The organism is Pseudomonas sp. s4, assembly GCF_046764235.1.
GTDB lineage: Bacteria > Pseudomonadota > Gammaproteobacteria > Pseudomonadales > Pseudomonadaceae > Aquipseudomonas > Aquipseudomonas asiatica.
Map to the genome: position 1 here is coordinate 5954615 of NZ_CP177209.1, position 25554 is coordinate 5980168.

The following is a 25554-nucleotide window of genomic DNA, read 5'->3' on the forward strand; positions in this document are numbered from 1 at the left end:
GCAAACCCTCCAGCCGCCGGCATCAGTCCATGTCCACCCTAGCAGACAACCTTTCCGCTATTTCCGCCCGTATCGCCAGCGCTGCCCAGGCTGCCGGGCGTGATCCGGCCAGCGTCCAGTTGCTGGCCGTGAGCAAGACCAAGCCAGCCAGCGCCATCCGCGAAATCCACGCCGCCGGCGTATGCGATCTCGGGGAAAACTACCTACAGGAAGCGCTGACAAAGCAGCAGGCACTCGGCGACCTGCCCTTGATCTGGCACTTCATCGGCCCCATCCAGTCGAACAAGACCAAAGCCATCGCCGAGCATTTCGACTGGGTACATTCCGTGGACCGCCTGAAAATCGCCCAACGCCTCTCGGAGCAGCGCCCGGCCGGTCTGCCACCACTGAACATCTGCCTGCAGGTGAACGTCAGCGGCGAAGACAGCAAATCCGGCTGCACCCCTGCCGACCTGCCGGCCCTGGCCAAAGCGGTAGCCGCACTGCCCAACCTTCGCCTGCGCGGGCTGATGGCCATTCCCGAACCCACTGATGACCGCGCCGCCCAGGAAGCCGCCTTCGCCACCCTGCGCCAGTTGCAGGAAGGCCTCGGCCTTGGTCTGGACACCCTGTCCATGGGCATGAGCCACGATCTGGAAGCGGCCATTGCACAGGGTGCGACCTGGGTGCGTATCGGTACCGCCCTGTTCGGTGCCCGCGATTACGGGCAGCCCTGATTCCATGCTTTACTCACTCTTTCCTACAAGGACCTGACATGAGCAAGACTCGTATTGCCTTTATCGGCGCCGGCAACATGGCCGCCAGCCTGATCGGTGGTCTGCGTGCCCAGGGCCTGGACGCCTCGCAGATCCGCGCCAGCGACCCGGGCGCCGAGACCCGCAGCCGCATCCAGGCCGAGCACGGCATCGAAACCTTCGAGAACAACGCCCAGGCCATCGATGGCGCCGACGTCATCGTGCTGGCGGTCAAGCCGCAGGTCATGAAAGCCGTATGCCAGTCCCTGCAACCGAACCTGCAGGAAGGCCAGCTGATCGTTTCCATTGCCGCCGGCATCACCTGCGCCAGCCTGCAAAGCTGGGTCGGCGCTCGCCCGGTGGTGCGCTGCATGCCCAACACCCCGGCACTGCTGCGCCAGGGCGTCAGCGGCCTGTACGCCACCGCGGAAGTATCCAGCGAACAACGCCAGCAGGCCGAGCAACTGCTGTCGGCCGTGGGCACCGCCCTGTGGCTCGAGCAGGAGCAGCAACTGGACGCCGTGACGGCAGTCTCCGGCAGCGGCCCGGCGTACTTCTTCCTGCTGATCGAAGCCATGACCGCGGCAGGCGAAAAGCTTGGCCTGCCACGTGAAACTGCCTCCCAGCTGACCCTGCAGACTGCCTTGGGCGCCGCACGCATGGCGGTTGCCAGCGATGTCGATGCTGCCGAACTGCGCCGCCGAGTCACCTCGCCTGCAGGCACTACCGAAGCGGCGATCAAGTCGTTCCAGGCCAGCGGCTTCGAAGCCATCGTCGAACAGGCGCTGCAGGCTGCGGCTACACGTTCCGCCGAGCTGGCCGAACAACTGGGCAAATAAGGAGCTTCAGATGAATGCACTGTCCGGCGCCGCGATCTTCGTGGTGCAAACCCTGGTCAGCCTGTACCTGGTGATCGTCCTGCTGCGCTTTGTCCTGCAGCTGGTCAAGGCCAACTTCTACAACCCGCTGTGCCAGTTCGCCGTGCGCGCCACACAGCCGCTGCTCAAGCCGATTCGCCGAGTCATCCCCAGCGTTGGTGGGCTGGATACCTCGTCGCTGCTGTTGTCGGTGGTCATCCAGGCGCTGCTGATGGCTTTCGTGCTGATGGTCACCTACGGGACCTTCGGTGACATCCTGCACCTGCTGATGTGGGCCATCATCGGTATCACCTCGCTGTTCCTGAAGATTTTCTGGGTCGCGATGATCGTCATGGTGATCGTGTCCTGGGTTGCTCCCAACAGCCACAACCCGGCGGCTGAGCTGGCCTACCAGATCAGTGAACCGGTGCTGGCACCGTTCCGCCGCATCGTGCCCAACCTGGGCGGCATGGACATCTCGCCGATCTTCGCCTTCCTCGCGATCCAGGTAATCCAGTCGTTCGTCATGCCGCCGCTGGCCGCCTACGCCGGCATGCCACAAGAGCTATGGCGGATGATCTGAGCCCCAGCTGACTCTGGTTGCTTCCAGCGACAAGCCTCTGCTTGCCGCTGGGGGTAGCGCTCTTTAGACTTACGCCTCCGTCAAGCGTGAGCAGGGTCGATGTCCACTGTCTTTCCCGAAGATTCCGTCGGTCTGGTAGTACCGCAAACCGCCCGGTTCGATGAACCGCTGGCCCTGGCCTGCGGTCGCTCCCTGGCCAGTTACGAACTGGTCTACGAGACCTATGGCACCCTGAACGCCAGCGCGAGCAACGCCGTGCTGATCTGCCATGCCCTCTCCGGCCACCACCATGCCGCTGGCTACCATGCCGCCACCGACCGCAAGCCGGGCTGGTGGGACAGCTGTATCGGCCCTGGCAAGCCGATCGACACCAACCGCTTCTTCGTGGTCAGCCTGAACAACCTGGGCGGCTGCAACGGCAGCACCGGCCCCAGCAGCATCAACCCGGCCACCGGCAAGCCCTACGGCGCTGACTTCCCGGTGCTGACCGTGGAAGACTGGGTGCACAGCCAGGTGCGCCTGGCCGAGCGCCTGGGCATCCAGCAGTGGGCCGCCGTGGTCGGTGGCAGCCTGGGTGGCATGCAGGCGCTGCAGTGGACCATCAGCTACCCCGAGCGTGTGCGCCATTGCGTCGACATCGCCTCGGCTCCCAAGCTGTCGGCACAGAACATCGCTTTCAATGAAGTGGCACGCCAGGCCATCCTCACCGACCCCGAATTCCACGGCGGTTCATTCCAGGACCAGGGCGTGATCCCCAAGCGTGGCCTGATGCTGGCGCGCATGGTCGGCCACATCACCTACCTGTCGGATGACTCGATGGGTGAAAAATTCGGCCGCGAGCTGAAGAGCGACAAGCTCAACTACGACTTCCACAGCGTCGAATTCCAGGTCGAGAGCTACCTGCGCTACCAGGGCGAGGAATTTTCCGGGCGCTTCGACGCCAACACCTACCTGCTGATGACCAAGGCGCTGGACTACTTCGACCCCGCCGCCGCCCAGGGCGGCGACCTGGCAGCCACCCTGGCCCACGTCAAGGCGGATTACTGCATCATGTCGTTCACCACCGACTGGCGCTTCTCCCCGGCCCGTTCGCGCGAGATCGTCGACGCCCTGATGGCCGCGCGCAAGAATGTCTGCTACCTGGAGATCGACTCGCCTTACGGGCACGATGCCTTCCTGATCCCCACGCCTCGCTACATGCAGGGTTTCTCGAACTACATGAACCGCATTGCCATCTGAGGACAGCATGAGAGCCGATCTGGAAATCATCCACGACTGGATCCCCGCCGGCAGCCGGGTACTCGACCTGGGTTGCGGCAGCGGCGAACTGCTGGCCTCGCTGCGCGACCGCAAGCAGGTCACCGGCTATGGCCTGGAGATCGACGCCGACAACATCGCGGCCTGTGTGGCCAAGGGCGTCAACGTCATCGAGCAGGACCTGGACAAGGGCCTGGGCAACTTCGCCAGCAACAGTTTCGACGTGGTGATCATGACCCAGGCCCTGCAGGCCGTGGAGTACCCCGACCGCATCCTCGACGAGATGCTGCGCGTGGGCCGCCAGTGCATCATCACCTTCCCCAACTTCGGCCACTGGCGTTGCCGCTGGTACCTGGCGACCAAAGGCCGCATGCCGGTTTCGGACTTCATGCCGTACACCTGGTACAACACGCCGAACATCCACTTCTGCACCTTTGCCGACTTCGAAGAGCTGTGCCACGAGCGCCGCGCCAAGGTGCTAGACCGCCTGGCGGTCGACCACTTGCACCGCAACGGGTGGGGTGGCCGGCTTTGGCCTAATCTTCTAGGTGAGATCGGCATCTACCGTGTCAGCAGCCCGGGCCTGCAAGAACATCAGCTCGCGGTCTGACGCCCACCGGAGGAATCACCCCATGCGTCGCCTAGCCCTGTTCCTGATCAGCCTGTGCCTGGCCCTGCCGGTACTGGCTGCCGATGCTGCCCGTCCCGAGCGCAAGGAAGTGTTTGGCGACGTGACGGTGCACTACAGCGCGTTCACCTCGAGCATGCTGACACCGGAGGTGGCCGCAGCCACCGGCCTGGTACGCAGCAAGAACCAGGGCGTACTCAACATCGCCGTGCTCAAGGCCAACAAACCCGCCATGGCGGTGGTCAGCGGCACGGTCAAGGACCTGACCGGGCGCAGCAGCCCGCTGTCGTTCAAGCAGATCACCGAACAGGGCGCGGTGTACTACATCGCCCAGTTCAAGATCGACCAGCCAGAAACCGTCACCTTCGACCTGAATATCGAAACCGGCGGTATCAGCAACTCCCTCAGTTTCAACCAGGAAGTGTTCCCAGGCGAATGATGAATTTCCAGCAACTCGTATTGGCCAGCCACAACGCCGGCAAACTCAAGGAACTCCAGGCCATGCTCGGCGCGTCCGTGCAACTGCGCTCGATCGGCGAGTTCAGTCAGGTCGAGCCGGAAGAAACCGGCCTGTCGTTCGTCGAGAATGCCATCCTCAAGGCGCGCAACGCCGCACGCATTTCCGGCCTGCCGGCCCTGGCCGACGATTCTGGCCTGGCGGTGGACTTCCTCGGCGGCGCGCCGGGCATCTACTCGGCGCGCTATGCCGACGGCAAGGGTGATGCGGCGAACAATACCAAGCTGCTCGAAGCACTGAAAGACGTGCCTGAAGCCGAGCGCGGTGCTCAGTTCGTCTGCGTCCTGGCACTGGTGCGCCATGCTGACGACCCGCTGCCGATCCTGTGCGAAGGCCTGTGGCACGGGCGCATCATGTTCGAGGCCAGTGGCGAGCACGGCTTTGGCTACGACCCGCTGTTCTGGGTACCGGAGCGCAGCTGCTCCAGCGCCGACCTGGCCCCTGTGGACAAGAACCAGCTCAGCCACCGCGCCCGCGCCATGGCCCTGCTGCGCCAACGTCTGGGCCTGGCATGATCGAAACGCTGTCCAACCCCGGCGCGGCGGGTTTCACCAGCCTGCCGCCGCTGGCGCTGTACATCCACATCCCGTGGTGCGTACGCAAATGCCCTTACTGCGACTTCAACTCCCACGCTGCCGGGCCTGAACTGCCGGAAGATGCCTACGTCGCCGCCCTGCTGACCGACCTCGACCAGGAGCTGGCTGCCGTGCAAGGCCGGCCGATCAGCTCGATCTTCTTCGGCGGCGGTACCCCCAGCCTGTTCAGTGCCGACGCCCTTGGCCGGCTGCTGCGTGGCGTGGAACAACGTATCCCGTTTGCGCCGGACATCGAAATCACCCTGGAGGCCAACCCGGGCACGTTCGAGCAGGACAAGTTCAAGGCCTACCGGCAAACCGGTATCAATCGGCTGTCCATCGGTGTGCAGAGCTTCCAGCCAGCCAAACTGCAGGCGCTGGGGCGTATCCACAATGGCGATGAAGCGGTCCGCGCCGCCGGCATGGCGCGCGCCGCCGGCTTCGACAACTTCAACATGGACCTGATGCACGGCCTGCCCGACCAGTCGCTCGACGACGCGCTGGGCGACCTGCGCCAGGCCATCGACCTGGGGCCGACGCACCTGTCGTGGTACCAGCTGACCGTGGAGCCGAACACGGTGTTCTGGAACCAGCCGCCCGAGCTGCCCGAGGACGACATCCTCTGGGATATCCAGGAGGCCGGCCAGGCACTGATGGCCGAACACGGCTTCCGCCAGTACGAAGTCTCGGCCTATGCCCAAGCGGGGCGCGCTGCCCGGCACAACCTCAACTACTGGCGCTTTGGCGACTTCATCGGCATCGGCGCTGGTGCCCACGGCAAGCTGACCTTCGCCGACGGGCGCATCCTGCGCACCTGGAAAACTCGCCTGCCCAAGGACTACCTGAACCTGGCCAAGCCGTTCAAGGCCGGCGAAAAGCTGCTGCCAGTCGACGAGCTGCCGTTCGAGTTCCTGATGAATGCCCTGCGCCTGACCGATGGGGTGGAAGCCGAACTGTTCACCCAACGCACCGGTTTGCCGCTGGCACAACTGCGCGAGGCACGCCGCGCGGCCGAACAAAAGGGCCTTTTGCAGGTCGAACCGGATCAACTGGTGGCCACGCCGAGGGGCCAGTTGTTCCTCAATGACCTGCTGCAGTATTTCTTGACCTAAGGATGACCCATGGATCTGGTACTTGATCTGCTCGCGACGGTTTCTCGCTGGAGCCGCAGCAACCTGTCGGAGATTTCACTGGCCTTGGTAGGCTGCCTGCTGGTGCTGTTCGGCACCGATATCAAGGGCTGGGTGGAACAACGCCTGGGCGGCCTGGCGGGCGCCCTGCGCGTACCGTTCATGGCCCTGCTGGTGATGATCGGCAGCGGTGCGGCGCTGATCTATGCCACGCCTTGGGTGGTGAAAGGGCTGAGCCAGTTCAACAACTACGCGCTGGCGCCGGTGTTGCTGGTGGTACTGGTGCTGATCGGGGTGGTGGCGGATCGACGGGGCTGAACCACGGCCTTGCACTGAACCTTGCAGGAGCGGCCTTGTGTCGCGAAAGGGCCGCAAAGCGGCCCCAGCAATTGCTGCCTCACCGCTGAGATCCTGGGGCCGCTACGCGGCCCATCGCGACACAAGGTCGCTCCTACAATGACCGCGTAATCTGGCGAGTACAGAGATGGGTTGTAAAAGCTGCCCCGGAGAATCAGGGCAGCCCTACCACCTGACTAGCCCTTACCGGGCATCATCGAAGTGATCGCGCATGAAGTCCCGAACGGTCTTGAGCACAGTCAAAATCCGGATGAACGTCCAAACGCGGCTCAGCGCATCAAGCAAACGCTTCATATGCCTTGGCCTCCGTGTTGGCGGGCCAATCTTCCAGCATCTAACCGGCACTTCGATGCCTTCGAAAACTGTGTGAGAGTCTTCTGTGAAGTGGCCAGGTCAATGGCCCTTCGAAGAGGTGCACCGGCACGGTTCTCAGGCCGTGTCGAAGGGACCGGAAAGCAGAATTCTTCTCCTACCCGGCCCATCACTGATTTCATCCACACAGGAGCAGCGCGATGATACTTGGAATGCTCATCCAAGACTGTTAACCGCTCCGACACACGTGATGCCGGATATTTCTGAGCATTGACGTTCCCCCGCTACGCTGCCTATGATCAGCCAACTGTGTGAGGGTTTTCTGTGAAACCTCAGAGCGAAGGATACTCAGTCCTGTCGCTCACATAAAAAAACCGCCCTTCTCAAGGCGGTTTTTTTCGCCTGCATTTCTGCAGGCATCGGCATATCGAAAGGCCGTATCAGCCGGTCAATCCACCTTCTCGAACTTCAAATCCCAAACCCCGTGCCCCAGCCGCTCGCCGCGGCGTTCGAACTTGGTGATCGGGCGTTCTTCCGGCCGTGGCACGTAAGTACCGTCGGCCGCACGGTTGCGATAGCCCGGGGCAGCGCTCATCACTTCCAGCATGTACTCCGCATACGGTTCCCAGTCGGTGGCCATGTGGAACACGCCACCGGGCTTGAGCTTGCGCCGTACCAGTTCGGCGAACTCCAGCTGGACGATGCGGCGCTTGTGGTGGCGCGCCTTGTGCCATGGGTCGGGGAAGAACAGCATCAGGCGGTCGAGGCTGTTGTCCGCCACGCAGCGGTTCAGCACTTCGATGGCATCGCAGTCATATACCCGCAGGTTCTTCAGGCCCTGGCTCAGCACGCCGTTGAGCAGCGCACCAACACCCGGGCGGTGTACTTCCACACCGATGAAGTCCTGTTCAGGCGCGGCAGCAGCCATTTCCAGCAGGGAATGGCCCATGCCGAAGCCGATCTCCAGGGTGCGCGGCGCCGAGCGACCGAACACCTGGTCGTAGTCCACCGGGCTGTCGGCCAGCGGCAGGATGTACAGCGGGCCGCCCTGCTCCAGGCCACGTTGCTGGCCTTCGGTCATGCGCCCGGCGCGCATCACGAAACTCTTGATGCGGCGGTGCGGGCGGGCTTCGCCGTCGGGGGTGATCGGCGTATCGTGCGATTCAGTCATCAGGGGCTCTTACTTGATCAGACCATCCAGCGGCGAAGAGGCGCTGGCATAGAGTTTCTTCGGCATACGGCCGGCCAGGTAGGCCATGCGACCGGCAACGATGGCGTGCTTCATGGCCTCGGCCATCAGCACCGGCTGCTGGGCGTGGGCGATGGCCGAGTTCATCAGCACAGCTTCGCAGCCCATTTCCATGGCGATGGTGGCGTCGGACGCAGTACCCACACCAGCATCCACCAGCACCGGCACCTTGGACTCTTCCAGGATGATCTGCAGGTTGTAGGGGTTGCAGATACCCAGGCCGGTACCGATCAGGCCAGCCAGCGGCATGACCGCAATGCAGCCGGCTTCGGCCAACTGGCGGGCGATGATCGGATCATCGCTGGTGTAGACCATCACATCGAAACCGTCTTTGACCAACACTTCGGCGGCCTTGAGGGTTTCGATCACATTGGGGAACAGGGTTTTCTGGTCGGCCAGTACTTCCAGCTTGACCAGGTTGTGGCCATCCAGCAGTTCGCGGGCCAGGCGGCAGGTGCGCACGGCTTCGACCGCGTCGTAGCAGCCCGCGGTGTTCGGCAGGATGGTATAGCGGTCCGGAGGCAGCACATCGAGCAGGTTCGGCTCGCCCGGGTTCTGGCCAATGTTGGTGCGGCGCACGGCTACGGTGACGATTTCGGCACCCGAGGCTTCGATGGCCAGGCGGGTTTCTTCCATGTCACGGTACTTGCCGGTACCGACCAGCAGGCGCGACTGGAAAGTACGCCCGGCCAGGGTGAAGGGCTTGTCGCTACGAACGTTGCTCATGGTTGTTCCTCGGGAAAAGGTTGCTGGGCTTGCAGGTGAATCGCCGGCCAGAATCAGCCGCCACCGATGGCGTGGACCACCTCGACCTGATCGCCGTCGTTCAACAGCGTGCTGTCGTGCTGGCTACGCGGCACGATATCCAGGTTCAGTTCCACCGCGACGCGGCGCCCGGTCAGCTCCAGGCGGGCCAGCAGGGCCGCGACACTTTCGCCAGCGGGCAATTCGTAAGGTTCACCGTTCAGTTGAATGCGCATGCGCACGGCCACCATTGTTCTTTGGGGGCCCGCATTCTAGCGCTGAACCGCCCTGCAACCCAAGGGCGCTGCACACCATTAGTCGTGATTGTGGACCACCCGGTCAACCGAGCCGCCAGGCTGCCAGGCCCAGGCACAGCCAGCCGGCGAGGAAGCACAGGCCACCAATCGGGGTGATGATGCCGAGCTTGCCCAGGCCGCTGAGGGTCAGCAGGTACAGGCTACCGGAGAACAGCACTATCCCCACGGCAAACAGGCCGCCAGCCCAGCCGACCAGGCGCCCTGGCAGGTGCACCGAGAGCACGGCGACAGCGAAGATCGCCAGGGCATGCACCAACTGGTAGGTCACACCAGTCTGGAAGATCGCCAGATAGTCGGCCGTCAGCCGGCTTTTCAGGCCATGGGCGGCGAAAGCGCCCAGGGCGACACCGGTGAAGCCGAAAAAGGCGGCAAGCATCAGGAAGCTGCGAAGCATGGGACGACTCCTTGGATCGGGTCTGTATAATGGCCCCTTCCACCCGTACGGCCAAGCCATCGCCATGCTGCCAACCCTTCTCCGCCGCCTCTCTCGCGCCCTGCTCTGGTTCGCTGCCGGCAGCATTGTGCTGGTACTGGTGTTCCGCTGGGTCCCACCACCCGGTACGGCGCTGATGGTGGAGCGCAAGGTGCAGTCCTGGGTGAATGGCGAGCCGATCGACCTGCAGCGCGACTGGGAGCCGTGGGAGAACATCTCCGACGACCTCAAGGTCGCGGTCATTGCCGGCGAGGACCAGAAGTTCGCCAACCACTGGGGCTTCGACATCCCGGCCATCCAGGCAGCGCTGGCCTACAACGAGCGCGGCGGCAGCATTCGCGGTGCCAGCACCCTGACCCAGCAGGTGGCCAAGAACCTGTTCCTGTGGTCCGGGCGCAGCTGGTTCCGCAAAGGCCTGGAGGCCTGGTTCACCGCGTTGATCGAGCTGTTCTGGTCGAAGGAGCGGATTCTCGAGGTCTACCTGAACAGTGCCGAATGGGGCAAAGGTGTGTTTGGCGCCCAGGCGGCAGCGCGCTACCACTTTGGCGTCGATGCCAGCCGGCTTAGCCGCCAGCAGGCGGCGCAGCTGGCGGCGGTGCTGCCGAGCCCGATCAAGTGGAGCGCCAGCCGGCCGAGCGCCTATGTGGCCAGCCGTGCCGGCTGGATTCGCCGGCAGATGAGCCAGTTGGGTGGGCCCAGCTACCTGATGCAGCTCGACACTTCGCGCAAACTTTGAGCCTTTTGGGGCTGCTGCGCAGCCCATCGCGACACAAGGCCGCTCCTACAGGGGATCGCAGTCTCTTGTAGGAGCGGCCTTGTGTCGCGAAAGGGCCGCAAAGCGGCCCCAAAATCCCCCGGCCAAAAAAAAGCCGCTCACCCTATGCGGGCCAGCGGCTTTTCCTTGCAGCCAGGGCTCGATCAGACCGCGATCAGCGCCTTGACCTTGTTCATCGCATTCTTCTCCAGCTGGCGAATCCGCTCAGCCGAAACGCTGTACTTGTCCGCCAGCTCATGCAACGTGGCCTTCTCTTCCGCCAACCAGCGCTGGTAGAGAATGTCGCGGCTACGCTCGTCCAGCCCTTGCAATGCTTCGTGCAGGTTGCTGGTGGAGTTGTCGCTCCAGTCGGCATCCTCCAGCTGCACCGCCGGGTCATAACGGTGGTCTTCCAGGTAATGCGCAGGCGACTGGAAGGCACTGTCGTCGTCAGCTTCCGCTGCCGGGTCGAAGGCCATGTCCTGGCCGCTGAGGCGACTTTCCATCTCGCGCACTTCACGCGGCTCCACGCCCAGGCTTTCCGCCACGCGGTGCACTTCGTCGTTGTTCAGCCAGGCTAGACGCTTCTTCTGGCTGCGCAGGTTGAAGAACAGCTTGCGCTGGGCCTTGGTGGTGGCCACCTTGACGATGCGCCAGTTGCGCAGGATGAACTCGTGGATCTCTGCCTTGATCCAGTGCACGGCGAACGACACCAGGCGCACGCCCATTTCCGGGTTGAAGCGCTTGACGGCTTTCATCAGGCCGACGTTGCCTTCCTGGATCAGGTCGGCCTGGGCCAGCCCGTAGCCGGCATAGCTACGGGCGATATGTACGACGAAACGCAGGTGGGCCATCACCATTTGACGAGCGGCCTCGACATCCTGCTCATAATAGAGACGCTCGCCCAGATCACGCTCCTGCTCGACAGTCAGCAGCGGGATGCTGTTGACCGTGTGCACGTAGGCTTCCAGGTTTGCACCAGGTACCAGGGCATAGGCAGGTTGCAACGATGTGGTCATTCAAGAACCTCCGACTTACAGAACTTGCGCCTTGTGGGCGCTGCCAACATTGACCTGGAACGACGGTACAAGTTCCATGGTGAATAATTTGTCAATGCTGGCACGTAAAAACTATCGCGGCGCCAGCTCGTTCAGATGACGAGCCACTGCGATCCATGCACCGATATACCCCAACAGCACCGCTCCGATCAAGAGCGACAGACCATCGGACGCCGGCACCCCACCCAGGGCGAAGTCGCTGCCGTACAGCCCGGAAAGCCCTACCACCGCCTCGTTCAGCCAGTTCAGGCCAAACGCCAGAATACCCCAAGCAATCACCCCTGCACCCAGGCCATACAGTGCGCCCATGTAAAGGAAAGGCCGGCGTACGTAGGCGTCTGTACCACCGACCAGCTTGATCACTTCGATCTCGGTACGGCGGTTTTCAATATGTAGACGAATTGTGTTACCGATTACTAACAGCAGGGCAGAAATCAGCATCACGGCCAGGCCGAAGACGAAGCGGTCACCCAGCTTGAGGATGGCCGCCAGGCGCTCGACCCATACCAGGTCGAGTTGCGCCACCTCCACCCGCGGCAGCTCCGACAGGCGCTGACGCAAGGCTTCCAGGGCCGGCTTGTCGACTTCGGTCGGGGTCACCACCACTACGCCGGGCAGCGGGTTGTCAGGCAGTTCACGCAGGGCTTCGCCCAGGCCAGACTGTTGCTGGAACTCCTCCAGCGCCTGCTCGCGGCTGACATACTGAGCGTCGGCCACGCCGGGCATGCCCTTGATCTCGTCGCGCAGCGCCTCGCCTTCGCGGCTACCGGCATCGAGCTTGAGGTATAGCGAGATCTGTGCGGCGCGCTGCCACGAGCCGCCAAGCTTCTCGACGTTCTTCAGCAGCAATGACAGGCCCATGGGCATGCTCAGCGCCACCGCCATCACCAGGCAGGTGAAGAAGCTGCCGATCGGCTGCTTGCCCAGCCGGCGCAGGCTGTCGGCCATGCTGGCACGGTGGCTTTCCAGCCAGGCATGCAGCAGCGTGCGGAAATCCGGGCCGTCATCGTCGTCGTGCTTTTTCTTCGCCGGTTGCGGGTCGGCCGGCTTCGGCGCAACCCGCTCGGAAACCTTCGGCGTACGTGTAGTGCTCATTGCCCGGCCTCCCCATCGCCGATCAAGCGGCCGCGCTGCAAGGTCAGCATGCGGTGGCGCATGCGCGCAATCAGTGCCAGGTCGTGGCTGGCGATCAATACCGTGGTACCCAGGCGGTTGATGTCCTCGAACACCCCCATGATCTCCGCGGCCAGGCGCGGGTCGAGGTTACCGGTGGGTTCGTCGGCCAGCAGCAGGGCCGGCTGGTGAACGATGGCGCGGGCGATGCCCACCCGTTGCTGCTGCCCGGTGGACAGGTCGGCCGGGAACAGCTCGCCCTTGTCGGCCAGCGACACTCGCTCCAGCGCCGAGTCCACGCGCTTGGCGACCTCGGCCTTGGACAGGCCGAGAATCTGCAGCGGCAAGGCGATGTTGTTGAACACCGTGCGGTCGAACAACAGCTGGTGGTTCTGGAACACCACGCCGATCTGCCGACGCAGGAACGGGATCTGCGAGTTGCTGATCTGGCCCAGGTCCTGCCCGGCCAGCATCAGCTTGCCGCTGGTCGGGCGCTCCATGGCCAGCAGCAGGCGCAGCAAGGTGCTCTTGCCCGCGCCCGAGTGGCCGGTGACGAACAGGAATTCGCCCCGGCGCGCCCGGAAACTCAGCTCATGCAAACCCACATGACCATTGGGATAGCGCTTGGCAACCTGTTCGAATCGGATCATGTTCAGTCTCGCTCGGCGAACAGAGCCTTGACGAACGGCTCGGCTTCGAAGGTACGCAGGTCGTCGATGCCTTCACCGACACCGATGAAGCGGATCGGCAGCTTGAACTGCTTGGCCAGGGCGAAGATCACCCCGCCCTTGGCAGTGCCGTCCAGCTTGGTCAGGGCCAGGCCGGTCAGTTCGACGCTCTGGTTGAAGTACTTGGCCTGGCTGATGGCGTTCTGGCCGGTGCCCGCATCGAGTACCAGCAGCACCTCGTGCGGCGCCTCGGCGTCGAGCTTTCCGATGACCCGGCGGACCTTCTTCAGCTCTTCCATCAGGTTGTCTTTGGTGTGCAGGCGGCCAGCGGTGTCGGCGATCAGCACGTCGACGCCACGGGCCTTGGCGGCCTGTACGGCATCGAAGATCACCGAAGCGGAGTCGGCGCCGGTGTGCTGGGCGATCACCGGGATCTGGTTACGCTCGCCCCACACCTGCAGTTGCTCGACCGCAGCAGCACGGAAGGTGTCGCCAGCAGCCAGCATCACTTTCTTGCCTTCGAGCTGCAGCTTCTTGGCCAGTTTGCCGATGGTGGTGGTCTTGCCGGCGCCGTTCACACCGACCACCAGGATCACATAGGGCTTGTTCTGCGCCTGCACCACCAGCGGCTGCTCGACCGGGCGCAGCAGCGCAGCCAGTTCTTCCTGCAGCGACTTGTACAGAGCATCGGCGTCGGCCAGCTGCTTGCGGGCAACCTTCTGGGTCAGGTTCTGGACGATGGTGGAAGTGGCTTCCACGCCAACGTCGGCGGTCAGCAGTCGGGTTTCGATTTCGTCAAGCAGGTCGTCATCGATGACTTTCTTGCCCAGGAACAGGCTGGCCATGCCCTCGCCGATGCTGGCGCTGGTCTTCGACAGGCCCTGCTTGAGGCGGGCGAAGAAGCCGGGCTTGGCCTGTTCGGCCTGCACGGCGACCGGGGCTGCAGCCACAGGGGCAACAGGCTCTGGTGCAGGGCGTTCCGGGATGGCGGGCGGCGCTTTCGGCTCCAGATCCGGCACCAGGGCCACGGGCTCTTCAGCAACCGGCAGCACCAGGTTGCTGACCGGCGCGGCCGGTTCGACGACCGGGGCCGCCTCGATCGGGGCCGTCTGCAAGGGCATCGACGCGACCGGCTGCGGTGCAGGTGCCACCAGCGGCTGGGAAGCGACCGGCTCGGGTTCAGGGGCCTGCAACGGCTGGGAAGCAACCGGTTCGGGGACAGGGGCCTCGACCACTGGGGATTGGACGGGTGCGGCGACCTGCTGCGGTTCTGTCAGCTGTGGGGCCGCAGGGGCCTGAACGGGTTCAGGGGCCTGTGGCGCTTCGGCGGTAGCCCCTTCGACCGGAGCGGCTGCAGGCTGCTCGACGGCTGGGGGTTCATTCGCGGGCACGCCCGTTGCCACAGGTTGCTGCGGCTTCTTGCGAAACCAGCTGAACAGGCCTTTCTTCTCACCAGCCTCGGCTGGCGCTTTTTTGTCGTCGTTGGAACCAAACATGGAAGACGGCTATCTCAGGGTAGCGATGGGCCAGCTATGGCGCATCGGGAATTCTCTCTACGCAGAACAGACTATCTTGAAGCCGGCTGGTTCATGCGCAACGTTTTGTCTTAGTGTCCTGCGGGCCAGAACGGCGACAGGCATGGTCGCCAGGCAACCGGATCAGTATCCTAGCACCTCCTGGCCCGCCGACGCTAAACCAGCGGGCCGCCGAACAGGTTAAACACCGTATGAATGCTCTAGCCCGCCGCGCCGCTGGCCTGTTGCTCGGCACGCTCTGCCTGCCGCTCGCGGCCTTCGCCGCCGATGTGCAACCCACCCATGAATTCATCCTCGACAACGGCCTGAAAGTAGTCGTGCGCGAGGACCATCGCGCCCCGGTGGTGGTCTCGCAGATCTGGTACAAGGTTGGCTCCAGCTACGAAACCCCTGGCCAGACCGGCCTGTCACACGCGCTGGAACACATGATGTTCAAGGGCAGCGCCAAGGTCGGCCCCGGCGAGGCCTCGCGCATCCTGCGTGACATTGGCGCCGAAGAAAACGCCTTCACCAGCGACGACTACACCGCCTATTACCAGGTGCTGGCCCGCGACCGCCTGCCGGTGGCCCTGGAGCTGGAGGCCGACCGCCTGGCCAGCCTGCGCCTGCCCGCTGACGAATTCAGCCGCGAAATCGAGGTGATCAAGGAAGAACGCCGCCTGCGCACCGACGACCAGCCCAACTCCAAGGCGTTCGAGCTGTTCCGCGCCATGGCCTACCCGGCCAGCGGCTACCATACCCCGACCATCGGCTGGATGGCCGACCTGGAGCGCATGAAGGTCGAGGAACTGCGCCACTGGTACGAATCCTGGTACGCCCCCAACAACGCCACCCTGGTGGTGGTCGGCGATGTCACCGTCGATGAGGTCAAGGGCCTGGCGCAGAAGTACTTCGGCAGCATCCCCAAACGCGCCGTGCCACCGGCCAAGTTGCCGCTCGAGCTGGTCCAACCAGGCCAGCGCCAGCTGACGCTGCACGTGCGCACCCAGTTGCCGAGCCTGATCTACGGTTTCAACGTACCTGGCCTGCCCACCGCCAAGGATCCGCGTACGGTGCATGCCCTGCGCCTGATCTCGGCATTGCTCGACGGCGGCTACAGCGCCCGCATGCCGGCACGCCTGGAACGCGGCCAGGAACTGGTGGCCGGCGCTTCGTCCAGCTACAACGCCTTCACCCGCGGCGACAGCCTGTTCCTGATCTCGGCCACGCCGAACGTGCAGAAGCAAAAAACCCTCGCCGATGTCGAGAAAGGCATCTGGCAGCTGCTTGATGAGCTCAAGACCACCCCGCCCAGCGCCGAAGAGCTGGAGCGCGTACGCGCCCAGGTCATTGCCGGCCTGGTCTACGACCGCGACTCCATCAGCAGCCAGGCCACTACCATCGGCCAGCTGGAAACCGTCGGCCTGTCGTGGAAGCTGATCGACAGCGAGCTGGATGAGCTCAAGCGCGTTACTCCGCAGGATATCCAGAACGCCGCGCGTACCTACTTCACCCGCGAACGCCTGAGCGTTGCCCATGTACTGCCCGAGGAGTCCGCTCATGAGTAATCGCCGCGTACCACGCCCAACCCTGCTGACCACGGGCATCCGCGCCCTGGCGCTGGCGGCAGTGCTGGCCGCCCCGGCCATGGCTGACAATGCCGCCAAAGCCGACAACAACGCGGCACGCCCGGCCAATACCTTGCAGTCACTGGCCGAACTGGATGGCAAGGCGCCCAGCCGGCGCCAGTTGAACATACAGCACTGGAACACTGCAGAAGGCGCCCGCGTGCTGTTCGTCGAGGCCCGCGAACTGCCGATGTTCGACCTGCGCATCACCTTCGCCGCCGGCAGCAGCCAGGATGGCGGCACGCCAGGCCTGGCCGCCCTGACCAACGCCATGCTCAACGAAGGCGTGGCCGGCAAGGATGTGACTGCCATCGCCGAAGGCTTCGAGGGCCTGGGCGCCGACTTTGGCAACGGCTCCTACCGCGATATGGCCGTGGCTTCGCTGCGCAGCCTCAGCGCCAAGGACAAGCGTGAACCGGCGCTCAAGCTGTTCACTGAAGTGGCCGGCAAGCCTAGCTTCCCCGAGGACGCCCTCAAGCGCATCAAGAACCAGATGCTCGCCGGCTTCGAATACGAGAAGCAAAACCCCGGCAAGGTCGCCAGCAAGGCATTGTTCGCCAATCTCTACGGCGACCACCCCTACGCTCACCCGAGCGACGGCACCGCCGAGAGCATCAATGCCATCAGCCTGGCACAGCTGCGCGCTTTCCATGCCAAGGCCTACACCGGCGGCAACGCAGTCATTGCCCTGGTCGGCGACCTCAGCCGTAGCGAGGCCGAAAGCATCGCCGCCCAGGTATCCGCCGGCCTGCCCAAGGGCCCGGCACTGGCAGCACCGGCCCAACCTGCTGAAACCTACCCGAGCCTCAACCACATCGATTTTCCGTCCACGCAGACACACCTTATGCTCGCCGCCCTGGGTATCGACCGCCAGGATCCGGACTGGCCAGCACTATCGCTGGGCAACCAGATTCTCGGTGGGGGTTCCTTCGGTACCCGATTGATGAGCGAGGTGCGCGAGAAGCGCGGCCTGACCTACGGCGTGTACTCGGTATTCAGCCCGATGCAGGTGCGTGGCCCGTTCATGATCAACCTGCAAACCCGTGCCGAGCTCAGCGAAGGTACGCTCAAGCTGGTACAGAGCATTCTCGCTGATTACCTCAAGACCGGCCCCACCCAGCAGGAACTGGACGACGCCAAGCGCGAGTTGGCTGGGAGTTTCCCACTGTCCAATGCAAGCAATGCGAGTATCGTCGGCCAACTGGGCGCCATCGGTTTCTACAATCTGCCGCTGACCTGGCTGGAGGACTTCATGCAGCAGTCCCAGGCACTCACCGTCGAGCAGGTCAAAGCAGCCATGAACAAACACCTGTCAGCGGATAAACTGGTGATGGTTACCGTGGGCCCGAAAGTGCCACAGAAACCGCTGCCTGCCCCCACTGACAAGCCCTCCGAGCAGCCGCTCGGGGTACCGGAGCACTAATGCCAAGATCCACCCCTCCCGCCCGCCCGCAACCCGGCCAAAGCAAGGGCCAGGGCCACCTGCGCATCATCGCCGGCGAATGGCGCAGCCGCCGCCTGTCGGTGCCGGATGGAGAAGGCCTGCGGCCAACGCCCGACCGCGTGCGCGAAACCCTGTTCAACTGGCTGGCACCCTATATCGAGGGAGCCCGCGTGCTGGACGCCTTCACCGGCAGCGGCGCCCTGGTGCTCGAAGCCCTGTCCCGCGGGGCCGAGGACGCGGTCGCGCTGGACAGCAACCCGGCGGCCATCGCCAACCTGAAGAACAACCTCGAGATACTGCGCTGCCCGCGCGGGCAGATCCTGCAGACCGACGCCCTACGTTATCTGCAAGGCCCAGCCAAGCAGCAGTTCGATGTGGTGTTCCTTGACCCACCGTTCCACCAGGACCTGCTGGCCGACACCTGCAACCTGCTGGAACAGAACCAGTGGTTGCGCGAACAGGCGTGGGTCTACACCGAAAGCGAGGCCGCACCGTCGACCTTGCAGTTGCCGGGCAACTGGCGCCTGCACCGCGAGAAAAAGACCGGCCAGGTGCACTACGCACTTTGGCAACGGGGTTGATCCGGTAACCCTGGGTTGCCGTATTTAGTTACCACAAACCCGCCGCCTTCTTGGCTGAAGCTGCTCCTCCGATTCCTGCAGGAGCACTTCAACCATGACCCACCACCCCGCCCCACCCGCGCCGGCAGGCTCGGTGCACAGCTTTACCCTCGCCAACGGCCTGCGCGTCTACCTGCGTGAAGACAACCGCGCGCCGCTGGTCAGCGTGCAGCTGTGGTACCACGTAGGCTCCAGCTACGAGCCTGAAGGCCACACCGGCCTGTCCCATGCCCTGGAGCATCTGCTGTTCGAAGGCAGCAGCAAACTGGCTCCAGGCCAGTATTCTGCCCTCATGAGCCGCCTGGGCGGTGACCCGAATGCCTTTACCTACGCCGATGCCACGGTCTTTCCGCTGACTTTGCCACGCAACCGCCTGGAGATTGCCCTGGAGGCGATGGCCGACGTCATGGCCAGCGCCACCCTCAGCGAAGTACCTTTTGCCCGTGAACTGGCAGTAGTCATGGCCGAGCGACGCGAGGATATCGACAACAGCCCCTTGGCACTGGCAGTGGAACATCACCAGTTGCTGGCCTATGGCAACAGCGGCTATGGCACCCCCGTGACCGGCCACAAGACCGACCTCGGCCATATGACCCCGGCGGCGGCGCGCACCTGGTACCAGACCTGGTACCACCCCAACAACGCCACGCTCGCCGTGGCCGGTGACATTGCCCTGGCCCAGCTGCAAAAGCTGGTGACACGGCACTTTGCAGCGATCCCCGCCAACCGCCTGCCAACACGGCAAACACCCATAAAGCCTTCTGGGCAAGTTCGGCGCAGCCAGACCCTTCGCTGGCATGGCCTGTACACCGGCGTGATCATCAGCTTCAACCTTCCCAGCCAATGCACCGCACGCTCTGGCTCACACGCCTGCGCACTGCGCCTGCTGCCGGACATTCTTGCCGAAGGCCACTCCAGCACGCTGCAGCGCCTGTTGGTACAGGACACTCCGCTGCTACAGGGCTTGAGAGCGACCTATGAGCCATGGCAGCGCGGTGACAGCCTGCTGACCTTGTACGCGTTCTGCAGCCCGCAGGTTACGCCGGAGGCCGCAGCCGAAAGGCTGATGCTGGAAATCGAAGCGTTCCGCCAGTCGGCCCCCTCCAAGGAAGACCTTCAACGCGCCAAGGCTCGCCTGCTGGCCAGGCAACTGTTCGAAAGGGACGACATCGGCAAACAGGCAGAGGCCATCGGCAAACAGGCCGCCTGCGGTCTGGACCCCGTTGCCCTGGATGATGAGCGGCAAGCCATCGAAGCCGTGACAGCCGAGCAGGTAGGCCTGGTTGCGCTGGAGTTCCTGACTGATGCCCGTGCGGCCATCACCTTCATGCACCACAAGGAGAGTACCGATGAATGACAAGATCGCGAGCATGCCGCAACCGGCTGTAGCCAACGGAAGTTACAGTGGTCTGGTCTCGGCCCAAGGGGTTGATCTGGACCAGCTCGACACCCTTCAGACGCAGGTGCAGGCGTGGACCACCGAAGCAGGCACAGGCGTGAAGTTCGTAGAAGCCCGCGGGCTGCCTATCGTCGATGTGGTCTTGCGGTTCAAGGCCGGCACGACCCAGGACACCTTGCAACCCGGCCTGGCAGCCTTGACGCTGTACATGCTCGACGAGGGCAGCAGGCGCTACACCAGCGCCCGGCAAGCTGAGGGCATGGAGCGCCTGGGCGCGATCATGGAAAAGCAGATACGCCTGGAGCATGCAACGCTGAGCCTGCGCAGCGTGAGCACGAAAACGATACTTGAACCTGCCCTGGACCTGTTTACCGACCTCGTGGCAAACCCGGCTTTCCCCGCGCCTGCCCTGGAAAAGGTCAAACGCCAGCTCGTGCAGCACAACGCATCACGCGAACGGCGCCCCAGGCTCAGGGCGCGCAGCGAGGCGTTTCGCCATTTGTTCCAGGGCCATCCCTATGGCAACCCGCTGGGCAGCACCATTCAAGGCGTGGACGCCGTCAGCCCTGAAGACTTGCGGGCATTCCACCAACGCGCCTACAGCGCCAGCAACCTGGAAATGGTGCTTGTCGGGGACCTGGCCCTGAGCGAGGCGCAAGCCATCGCGCAACAGATCAGCCAGGCCCTGCCGAAAGGCTGGTCCGCCGTTGACCTGCCAGCCATCCCGGTAGCGACACATGCAACCATCAACGTCGAACAGCCCGGCACCAGCAGTGCAGTGCTGCTGGCTCTGCCCATGAACGTTCCCGCCAATGACCCGGAATTCCCAGCCCTGGTGCTGGCCAGTGAAGTGTTGGGTTCAGGCCTCGAATCGCGCCTGATGGTGGAACTGCGCCAACGTCGCGGGTTGACCTACGGCATCTACAGCCATGCTTCGCCGTTGAGTGCCGGCGGGCTGTTCACCATAGAGTGGGAGATCGCGCCACCGTACGTGCAAGGCTCCCAGGAACTTGTAGCAGCCTTGCTGCGCGATTTCATGGAGCAAGGGCCAACCCAGGCCGAGCTCCAGCTGGCGCGCAAACAGCTGGCTGGGCAGTTGCTGCGTGGCGTGGCGCAGAACAACAGCCTGGCAGCATTGCTCACGGCGATCACCCAGCAGCATCAGCCTGCAGACCACCTGAACAGCTACATCGAGCGCATCGGCAGGCTGAGCCCGGCAGATATCCGTGCGGTGATGCAGCGCCGGCTCGACCTGAACTGCAAGGTGCTGGTCAGTGTCGGCCCACGTGTCGACCAGCAACCGCTGCCAGCCACCGACCAATAGCGCAGGTACAGTGGCGTTGTTTCATGGCACTCTAGGCAGGCACATCACGAGTCGTCCAGCATGCCCAGCCCCAGCGCCACATTCCGCCCGGCCATCGGCCTGTCCAACCCCCACCTGCAAACTCTGTGGGGGCCATTGTGGCGAAAACTGCCAGAGCTGCAGCGCAACCGCGAGCGGCTATGGCTGGCCGATGGCGACTTCATCGACCTGGACTGGCACGGCCCGCACCAGCCCCATGCGCCGTTGGTGCTGGTGCTGCACGGCTTGACCGGCTCCTCCCACTCGCCCTACGTCAAAGGTTTGCAGCAAGCGCTGCACGGCCGCGGCTGGGCCAGCGTGGCGGTGAACTGGCGCGGTTGCTCGGGCGAGCCCAACCTGCTGCCACGCAGCTACCATTCCGGTGCCAGCGAAGACCTGGCCGAAATCGTCAGCCACCTGCGCGCCCAGCGCCCGTTGGCGCCGTTGTATGCGGTGGGTTATTCGCTGGGGGGCAATGTGCTGCTGAAATACCTTGGCGAAAGCGGTGTCGCCAGCCAGCTGCAGGCTGCGGTGGCAGTGTCGGTGCCGTTTCGCCTGGACCACTGCGCCGACCGCATCGGCCAGGGCTTTTCAAAGGTGTACCAGGCGCATTTCATGCGCGAGATGCTGGCTTATGTTCAGCTCAAGCAGCGGCACTTCCACGACAAGGGCCAGCATGAACGGCTGGCGACGCTGCAACGGCTGGGGCCGCTGGTCAACCTGCGCACGTTCTGGGAATTCGACGGCAAGGTCACCGCACCGCTGAACGGTTTTCGCGATGCGCACGACTACTACCGCCGCTCATCGAGCCATTTCTTCCTCGGCCAGAACCGCACACCGACGCTGATCATCCATTCCAGCGATGACCCTTTCGTCTCCGGCCACAGCCTGCCAACAGCCCGCGAACTGGCGCCGCAGACCCGCTTCGAACTGCACAGCCGCGGCGGCCATGTGGGCTTTGTCGATGGCAGCCTGCGTAACCCGGGGTATTACCTGGAGCGGCGGATTCCACAGTGGTTGGTGGAAGGCCAATAGGAGCTGCAGACTTCATTGGCAGTACCGACCTAATCGCCGGCAAGCCTGCTCCCACAGGTGTGCCACAGGCCCGATGGGTAGTGATGTACCTGTGGGAGCTGGCTTGCCGGCGATGAGGCCGGGCCTGCTTACTCGCCAGTGGCTACGCCATGCTGCGGATCGTTGATCCACTCGCTCCACGACCCGGCATACAGCTTGCCCAGTGGATATCCCGCCAACGCCAAGGCGAAAAGGTTATGACACGCCGTCACCCCCGACCCGCAATACGCCACCAACTGCTCCGGTGCACGCCCGGCGAGCTTTTCAGCAAAGCGCTGTTTTAGCTGGTCCGAAGGCAGAAAACGCCCATCAGCCCCAAGGTTGTCGGTAAACGCCGCGCACTGCGCCCCCGGAATATGCCCCGCAACCGGGTCGATCGGTTCCACTTCGCCACGGAAGCGCGGCAAGGCACGCGCATCGATCAAGGTCAGGTCTGGGTTACCCAGACGCTTGGCCAGGTGCTCGGCATCGATCAGCAGCTTGCCGTCCGGCTCACCGTTGAAGGTGCCTTCCCGCTTGAGCGGCGGGTCCAGGCTGAGCGGCAGGTGCGCCGCATGCCAGGCCTTCAGGCCACCGTCGAGGATCGCTACACCGCTGCGCTTGCCCAGCCAGGCCAGCAGCCACCAGGCACGGGCGGCAAAAGCGCCTGGGCCGTCGTCGTACAACACCACCTCGCTGTCATCGTCCAGCCCCCACTCACGCAAGCGCTCGACCAACCGGCGCGCATCCGGCAATGGGTGGCGCCCGGTGCGTCCCTTGCTCACAGGCCCGCTGAGGTCACGCTCCAGGTCGGCAAAATGCGCTCCGGCAATATGCCCTTGGGCATAGCTGCGTTGGCCATAGTCCACATCCTCGAGGGCAAAGCGGCAGTCGAGGATCACCAACTTGGGCGAGCCCAGACGCTCGGCCAACTGCTGCGGGGTGATCAATTGCGCAAGGGGCATGACAATCTCCTGATCGATGGCACTATCGATAACACTTTGGCCCTGGGTTAGTGCTCCAGGGCCTGGTTGAACGGTACATGGAATTCCTGGCAAAGGGCGTCCACCGCATTGCGGGCGTTGTCGGTGACGAAGCCGAGCTCCAGCACCAGTACCTGGTAGACGCCGCGCTTGAAGGCTTCTTCACCCAGGTGCGCGGAATGTTCCCGCGTGGTGCTGAGAAAACGTACCCAGGACGTCAATACGATCCAGGCATTGATGGTCAGCGATTCGATCTGGGCTGGTGTCATGGCCAGGATGCCCGCCTCGACGAAACCGCGGTAGATCGCCTGGCCCTGACGCAGGCAGCGTTCGGAAAAGCGCCGATAACGTGCGGCCAGCTCCGGGTCGCTGTCCAGCAGATGCTCCAGATCACGATGCAGAAAACGGTAGTTCCACATCGCCGCCAACAGCGCCTTCAGGTAGAAGCGCTTGTCCTCCACGGTCGCCGAACGGCCTTGCGGCGGGCGCAGGAAGCTGTCCACCAGTTCTTCGTACTGACTGAACAGCAAAGCGATGATCGCCTGCTTGTTGGGGAAGTGGTAATACAGGTTGCCGGGCGAAATTTCCATGTGCGCGGCAATGTGGTTGGTACTGACGCTGCGTTCGCCCTGCTGGTTGAACAGCTCCAGGCTGTTCTGCACGATGCGCTCTCGGGTCTTCATGCGCGGGGCCATGCTCAGCTCCCAGTCTGCGGGCCTTCAACAAAGGGGCATCTTACGGCGTATTGGCGGTGGAGTGCACCGCTCGATAAAGCGGAAAAATTCGCACCATGGTACAAATTAGAGTATAGGCTCTAGTGATTTCCTGCTCGGACTCGGAGCCGCCATGACCTCGCCCAGTGCCTTGCCCCCTGTGCAATTCGACCTCGACCTTGCAGCGACGTTCGCCACCCAACGCCAGGCCTTTGCCGGCAACCCACTGCCACCAGCTGCGCAGCGGCGTCAATGGCTGAAAAGCCTGCGGGAAGCCCTGCTGGCCAGCCAGGCCGAACTGATCGAGGCAATCGGCCAGGACTTTGAAGGGCGCAGCGCCGACGAAACCCTGCTGGCCGAGCTGCTGCCCTCGGTGCAAGGCCTGCGCCACGCCGAAAAACACCTGCGGCGCTGGATGCGCGCCAGCCGGCGCAGGGTCGGCCTGGCCTTCCAGCCGGCCAGCGCGCATGTGCGGTACCAACCCCTGGGCGTGGTCGGCATCATCGTGCCGTGGAATTACCCGCTGCTCCTTGCCATCGGCCCCCTGACCTGCGCTCTGGCTGCCGGTAATCGGGTCATGCTCAAGCTCAGCGAGGCCACGCCTGCCACTGGCCTGGCGCTGAAACAACTACTTGAGCAAGTGTTCCCCACCGATCTGGTCAGCGTGGTGCTCGGCGAGATCGAGATAGGCCAGGCCTTTGCCCGCCTGCCGTTCGATCACCTGTTGTTCACCGGCGCCACCAGCGTGGGGCGCAAGGTAATGCTGGCTGCGGCGCACAACCTGACCCCCGTCACCCTGGAGCTGGGTGGCAAGTCGCCAGCCATAGTCTCGGCAGACGTACCGCTGGACAGCGCCGCCGAACGCATTGCCTTCGGCAAGACCCTAAACGCCGGCCAGACCTGCGTCGCCCCCGACTACGTGCTGGTGCCACGCGAGCGCCTGGAGGCCTTCAGCGACGCCTACCAGCGTGCAGTACGCCGGCTATACCCGCGCATCGCCGACAACCCTGACTACACCGCAATCATCAACTCGCGCCAACTGCAGCGCTTGCAGCATTTACTGGACGATGCTCACGCCAAAGGAGCGCAGGTACTTGACCTGTACCCGGGTGAAACCCGCCAGGGCCGGCGCCTGCCACCACACCTGCTACTGGGCGTGAACGATGACATGCAGGTGATGCAGGACGAAATCTTCGGCCCGCTGCTACCGCTGGTTCCCTACGACAACCTCGAGCAGGCACTGGCCTACATCAACCAGCGCCCGCGCCCGCTGGCGCTGTACTACTTCGGCTATGACCGCGCCACACAGGAGCAGGTGCTGCGCCACACCCACTCCGGCGGAGTGTGCCTGAACGACACCCTGCTGCACGTGGCTCAGGACGACTTGCCGTTCGGCGGCATCGGGCCTTCAGGCATGGGCCATTACCATGGCCATGACGGCTTCCTGACCTTCAGCAAGGCCAAGGCGGTGCTGACCAAGCAACGCTTCAACGCTGCCCGGCTGGTCTACCCGCCTTATGGCAAAGCCTTGCAGCGCCTGGTCTTCAAGCTTTTTATCCGCTGAGGGCCGGC

Annotated in this window: 27 protein-coding genes; 17 read left to right on the forward strand and 10 right to left on the reverse strand. The window is 63.8% G+C overall.

All coding sequences use genetic code 11. The features are described from left to right. Positions 1-29: 29 nt before the first annotated feature. The 9 genes from ACK56M_RS27560 to ACK56M_RS27600 all read left to right on the forward strand — a co-directional run bounded on the left by ACK56M_RS27560 (position 30) and on the right by ACK56M_RS27600 (position 6599). Complete coding sequence (locus tag ACK56M_RS27560) at positions 30-716, forward strand: YggS family pyridoxal phosphate-dependent enzyme (RefSeq protein ID WP_015272147.1); 687 nt, start codon at positions 30-32, stop codon at positions 714-716. Between the two features lie 38 nt (positions 717-754). Further along, a complete protein-coding gene (proC, locus tag ACK56M_RS27565) occupies positions 755-1573 on the forward strand; it encodes a pyrroline-5-carboxylate reductase (protein WP_015272148.1) in 819 nt (272 codons plus the stop codon). 10 nt (positions 1574-1583) lie between these two features. After that, positions 1584-2174 carry a YggT family protein gene (locus tag ACK56M_RS27570; protein WP_013974619.1) on the forward strand — a complete coding sequence of 197 codons (591 nt, stop codon included), beginning with the start codon at positions 1584-1586 and terminating at the stop codon, positions 2172-2174. Between the two features lie 99 nt (positions 2175-2273). Then, on the forward strand, positions 2274-3413 hold the full coding sequence (gene metX / locus ACK56M_RS27575; protein WP_013974620.1) for a homoserine O-succinyltransferase MetX: 1140 nt from the start codon (positions 2274-2276) through the stop codon (positions 3411-3413). Positions 3414-3420: 7 nt separating this feature from the next. Then, a complete protein-coding gene (metW, locus tag ACK56M_RS27580; RefSeq protein ID WP_015272149.1) occupies positions 3421-4041 on the forward strand; it encodes a methionine biosynthesis protein MetW in 621 nt (206 codons plus the stop codon). A gap of 22 nt (positions 4042-4063) precedes the next feature. Further along, positions 4064-4498 carry a DUF4426 domain-containing protein gene (locus tag ACK56M_RS27585; RefSeq protein WP_013974622.1) on the forward strand — a complete coding sequence of 145 codons (435 nt, stop codon included), beginning with the start codon at positions 4064-4066 and terminating at the stop codon, positions 4496-4498. Then, positions 4495-5091, forward strand: a complete 597-nt coding sequence (gene rdgB, locus ACK56M_RS27590) for an RdgB/HAM1 family non-canonical purine NTP pyrophosphatase (RefSeq protein ID WP_015272150.1) — start codon at positions 4495-4497, stop codon at positions 5089-5091. The genes ACK56M_RS27585 and rdgB overlap by 4 nt, the downstream gene beginning before the upstream one ends. Then, positions 5088-6263, forward strand: coding sequence for a radical SAM family heme chaperone HemW (hemW, locus tag ACK56M_RS27595; RefSeq protein ID WP_015272151.1), 1176 nt, complete (start codon positions 5088-5090; stop codon positions 6261-6263). Before rdgB ends, hemW begins: the two co-directional genes overlap by 4 nt. Before the next feature lie 9 nt (positions 6264-6272). After that, positions 6273-6599, forward strand: a complete 327-nt coding sequence (locus tag ACK56M_RS27600) for a DUF3392 domain-containing protein (RefSeq protein WP_003257821.1) — start codon at positions 6273-6275, stop codon at positions 6597-6599. Between the two features lie 799 nt (positions 6600-7398). Here the strand turns inward: ACK56M_RS27600 and trmB are convergent. The 4 genes from trmB to ACK56M_RS27620 all read right to left on the reverse strand — a co-directional run bounded on the left by trmB (position 7399) and on the right by ACK56M_RS27620 (position 9654). Beyond that, a complete protein-coding gene (gene trmB / locus ACK56M_RS27605; protein ID WP_100412796.1) occupies positions 7399-8121 on the reverse strand; it encodes a tRNA (guanosine(46)-N7)-methyltransferase TrmB in 723 nt (240 codons plus the stop codon). A gap of 9 nt (positions 8122-8130) precedes the next feature. Continuing rightward, on the reverse strand, positions 8131-8925 hold the full coding sequence (locus ACK56M_RS27610) for a thiazole synthase (RefSeq protein WP_013974625.1): 795 nt from the start codon (positions 8923-8925) through the stop codon (positions 8131-8133). A gap of 53 nt (positions 8926-8978) precedes the next feature. Next, on the reverse strand, positions 8979-9179 hold the full coding sequence (gene thiS / locus ACK56M_RS27615) for a sulfur carrier protein ThiS (protein WP_003257817.1): 201 nt from the start codon (positions 9177-9179) through the stop codon (positions 8979-8981). 103 nt (positions 9180-9282) lie between these two features. Continuing rightward, a complete protein-coding gene (locus ACK56M_RS27620) occupies positions 9283-9654 on the reverse strand; it encodes a DUF423 domain-containing protein (protein ID WP_015272153.1) in 372 nt (123 codons plus the stop codon). A 64-nt stretch (positions 9655-9718) separates the two neighbouring features. Here ACK56M_RS27620 and mtgA point away from each other — a divergent pair, with 64 nt between their 5' ends. Next, entirely contained in the window at positions 9719-10429 is a 711-nt protein-coding gene (gene mtgA, locus ACK56M_RS27625; protein ID WP_015272154.1) for a monofunctional biosynthetic peptidoglycan transglycosylase, read from the forward strand. A gap of 182 nt (positions 10430-10611) precedes the next feature. Here mtgA and rpoH read toward each other — a convergent pair whose 3' ends face one another. The 4 genes from rpoH to ftsY all read right to left on the reverse strand — a co-directional run bounded on the left by rpoH (position 10612) and on the right by ftsY (position 14782). Then, positions 10612-11466 (reverse strand): RNA polymerase sigma factor RpoH, encoded by an 855-nt coding sequence (rpoH, locus tag ACK56M_RS27630; RefSeq protein WP_015272155.1) that lies wholly within the window; start codon positions 11464-11466, stop codon positions 10612-10614. Between the two features lie 111 nt (positions 11467-11577). Further along, a complete protein-coding gene (gene ftsX, locus ACK56M_RS27635) occupies positions 11578-12600 on the reverse strand; it encodes a permease-like cell division protein FtsX (protein WP_013974629.1) in 1023 nt (340 codons plus the stop codon). Continuing rightward, complete coding sequence (gene ftsE, locus ACK56M_RS27640; RefSeq protein ID WP_013974630.1) at positions 12597-13268, reverse strand: cell division ATP-binding protein FtsE; 672 nt, start codon at positions 13266-13268, stop codon at positions 12597-12599. The genes ftsX and ftsE overlap by 4 nt, the downstream gene beginning before the upstream one ends. A gap of 2 nt (positions 13269-13270) precedes the next feature. Then, the gene (gene ftsY, locus ACK56M_RS27645; RefSeq protein ID WP_411959164.1) at positions 13271-14782 is read right to left on the reverse strand and encodes a signal recognition particle-docking protein FtsY; all 1512 of its coding nucleotides are present in this window, start codon (positions 14780-14782) and stop codon (positions 13271-13273) included. A 230-nt stretch (positions 14783-15012) separates the two neighbouring features. Here ftsY and ACK56M_RS27650 point away from each other — a divergent pair, with 230 nt between their 5' ends. From ACK56M_RS27650 to ACK56M_RS27675, 6 genes are all read left to right on the forward strand, one after another. Beyond that, positions 15013-16368 (forward strand): M16 family metallopeptidase, encoded by a 1356-nt coding sequence (locus ACK56M_RS27650; protein WP_015272157.1) that lies wholly within the window; start codon positions 15013-15015, stop codon positions 16366-16368. Continuing rightward, a complete protein-coding gene (locus ACK56M_RS27655; RefSeq protein ID WP_102083242.1) occupies positions 16361-17851 on the forward strand; it encodes a M16 family metallopeptidase in 1491 nt (496 codons plus the stop codon). Before ACK56M_RS27650 ends, ACK56M_RS27655 begins: the two co-directional genes overlap by 8 nt. Continuing rightward, on the forward strand, positions 17851-18453 hold the full coding sequence (gene rsmD, locus ACK56M_RS27660; RefSeq protein ID WP_015272159.1) for a 16S rRNA (guanine(966)-N(2))-methyltransferase RsmD: 603 nt from the start codon (positions 17851-17853) through the stop codon (positions 18451-18453). The genes ACK56M_RS27655 and rsmD overlap by 1 nt, the downstream gene beginning before the upstream one ends. Before the next feature lie 94 nt (positions 18454-18547). Continuing rightward, positions 18548-19849, forward strand: coding sequence for a M16 family metallopeptidase (locus ACK56M_RS27665; protein WP_015272160.1), 1302 nt, complete (start codon positions 18548-18550; stop codon positions 19847-19849). Continuing rightward, complete coding sequence (locus ACK56M_RS27670) at positions 19842-21215, forward strand: M16 family metallopeptidase (RefSeq protein ID WP_015272161.1); 1374 nt, start codon at positions 19842-19844, stop codon at positions 21213-21215. The genes ACK56M_RS27665 and ACK56M_RS27670 overlap by 8 nt, the downstream gene beginning before the upstream one ends. Before the next feature lie 60 nt (positions 21216-21275). Further along, entirely contained in the window at positions 21276-22268 is a 993-nt protein-coding gene (locus ACK56M_RS27675) for a hydrolase (RefSeq protein WP_013974637.1), read from the forward strand. Positions 22269-22396: 128 nt separating this feature from the next. Here ACK56M_RS27675 and ACK56M_RS27680 read toward each other — a convergent pair whose 3' ends face one another. Beyond that, positions 22397-23251, reverse strand: a complete 855-nt coding sequence (locus tag ACK56M_RS27680) for a sulfurtransferase (protein ID WP_013974638.1) — start codon at positions 23249-23251, stop codon at positions 22397-22399. Positions 23252-23298: 47 nt separating this feature from the next. Further along, on the reverse strand, positions 23299-23964 hold the full coding sequence (locus ACK56M_RS27685; RefSeq protein WP_015272163.1) for a TetR/AcrR family transcriptional regulator: 666 nt from the start codon (positions 23962-23964) through the stop codon (positions 23299-23301). A 151-nt stretch (positions 23965-24115) separates the two neighbouring features. Here ACK56M_RS27685 and ACK56M_RS27690 point away from each other — a divergent pair, with 151 nt between their 5' ends. Beyond that, positions 24116-25546: a coniferyl aldehyde dehydrogenase gene (locus ACK56M_RS27690; RefSeq protein WP_054573397.1), complete on the forward strand. Its 1431-nt coding sequence runs from the start codon at positions 24116-24118 to the stop codon at positions 25544-25546. Positions 25547-25554 lie beyond the last annotated feature (8 nt).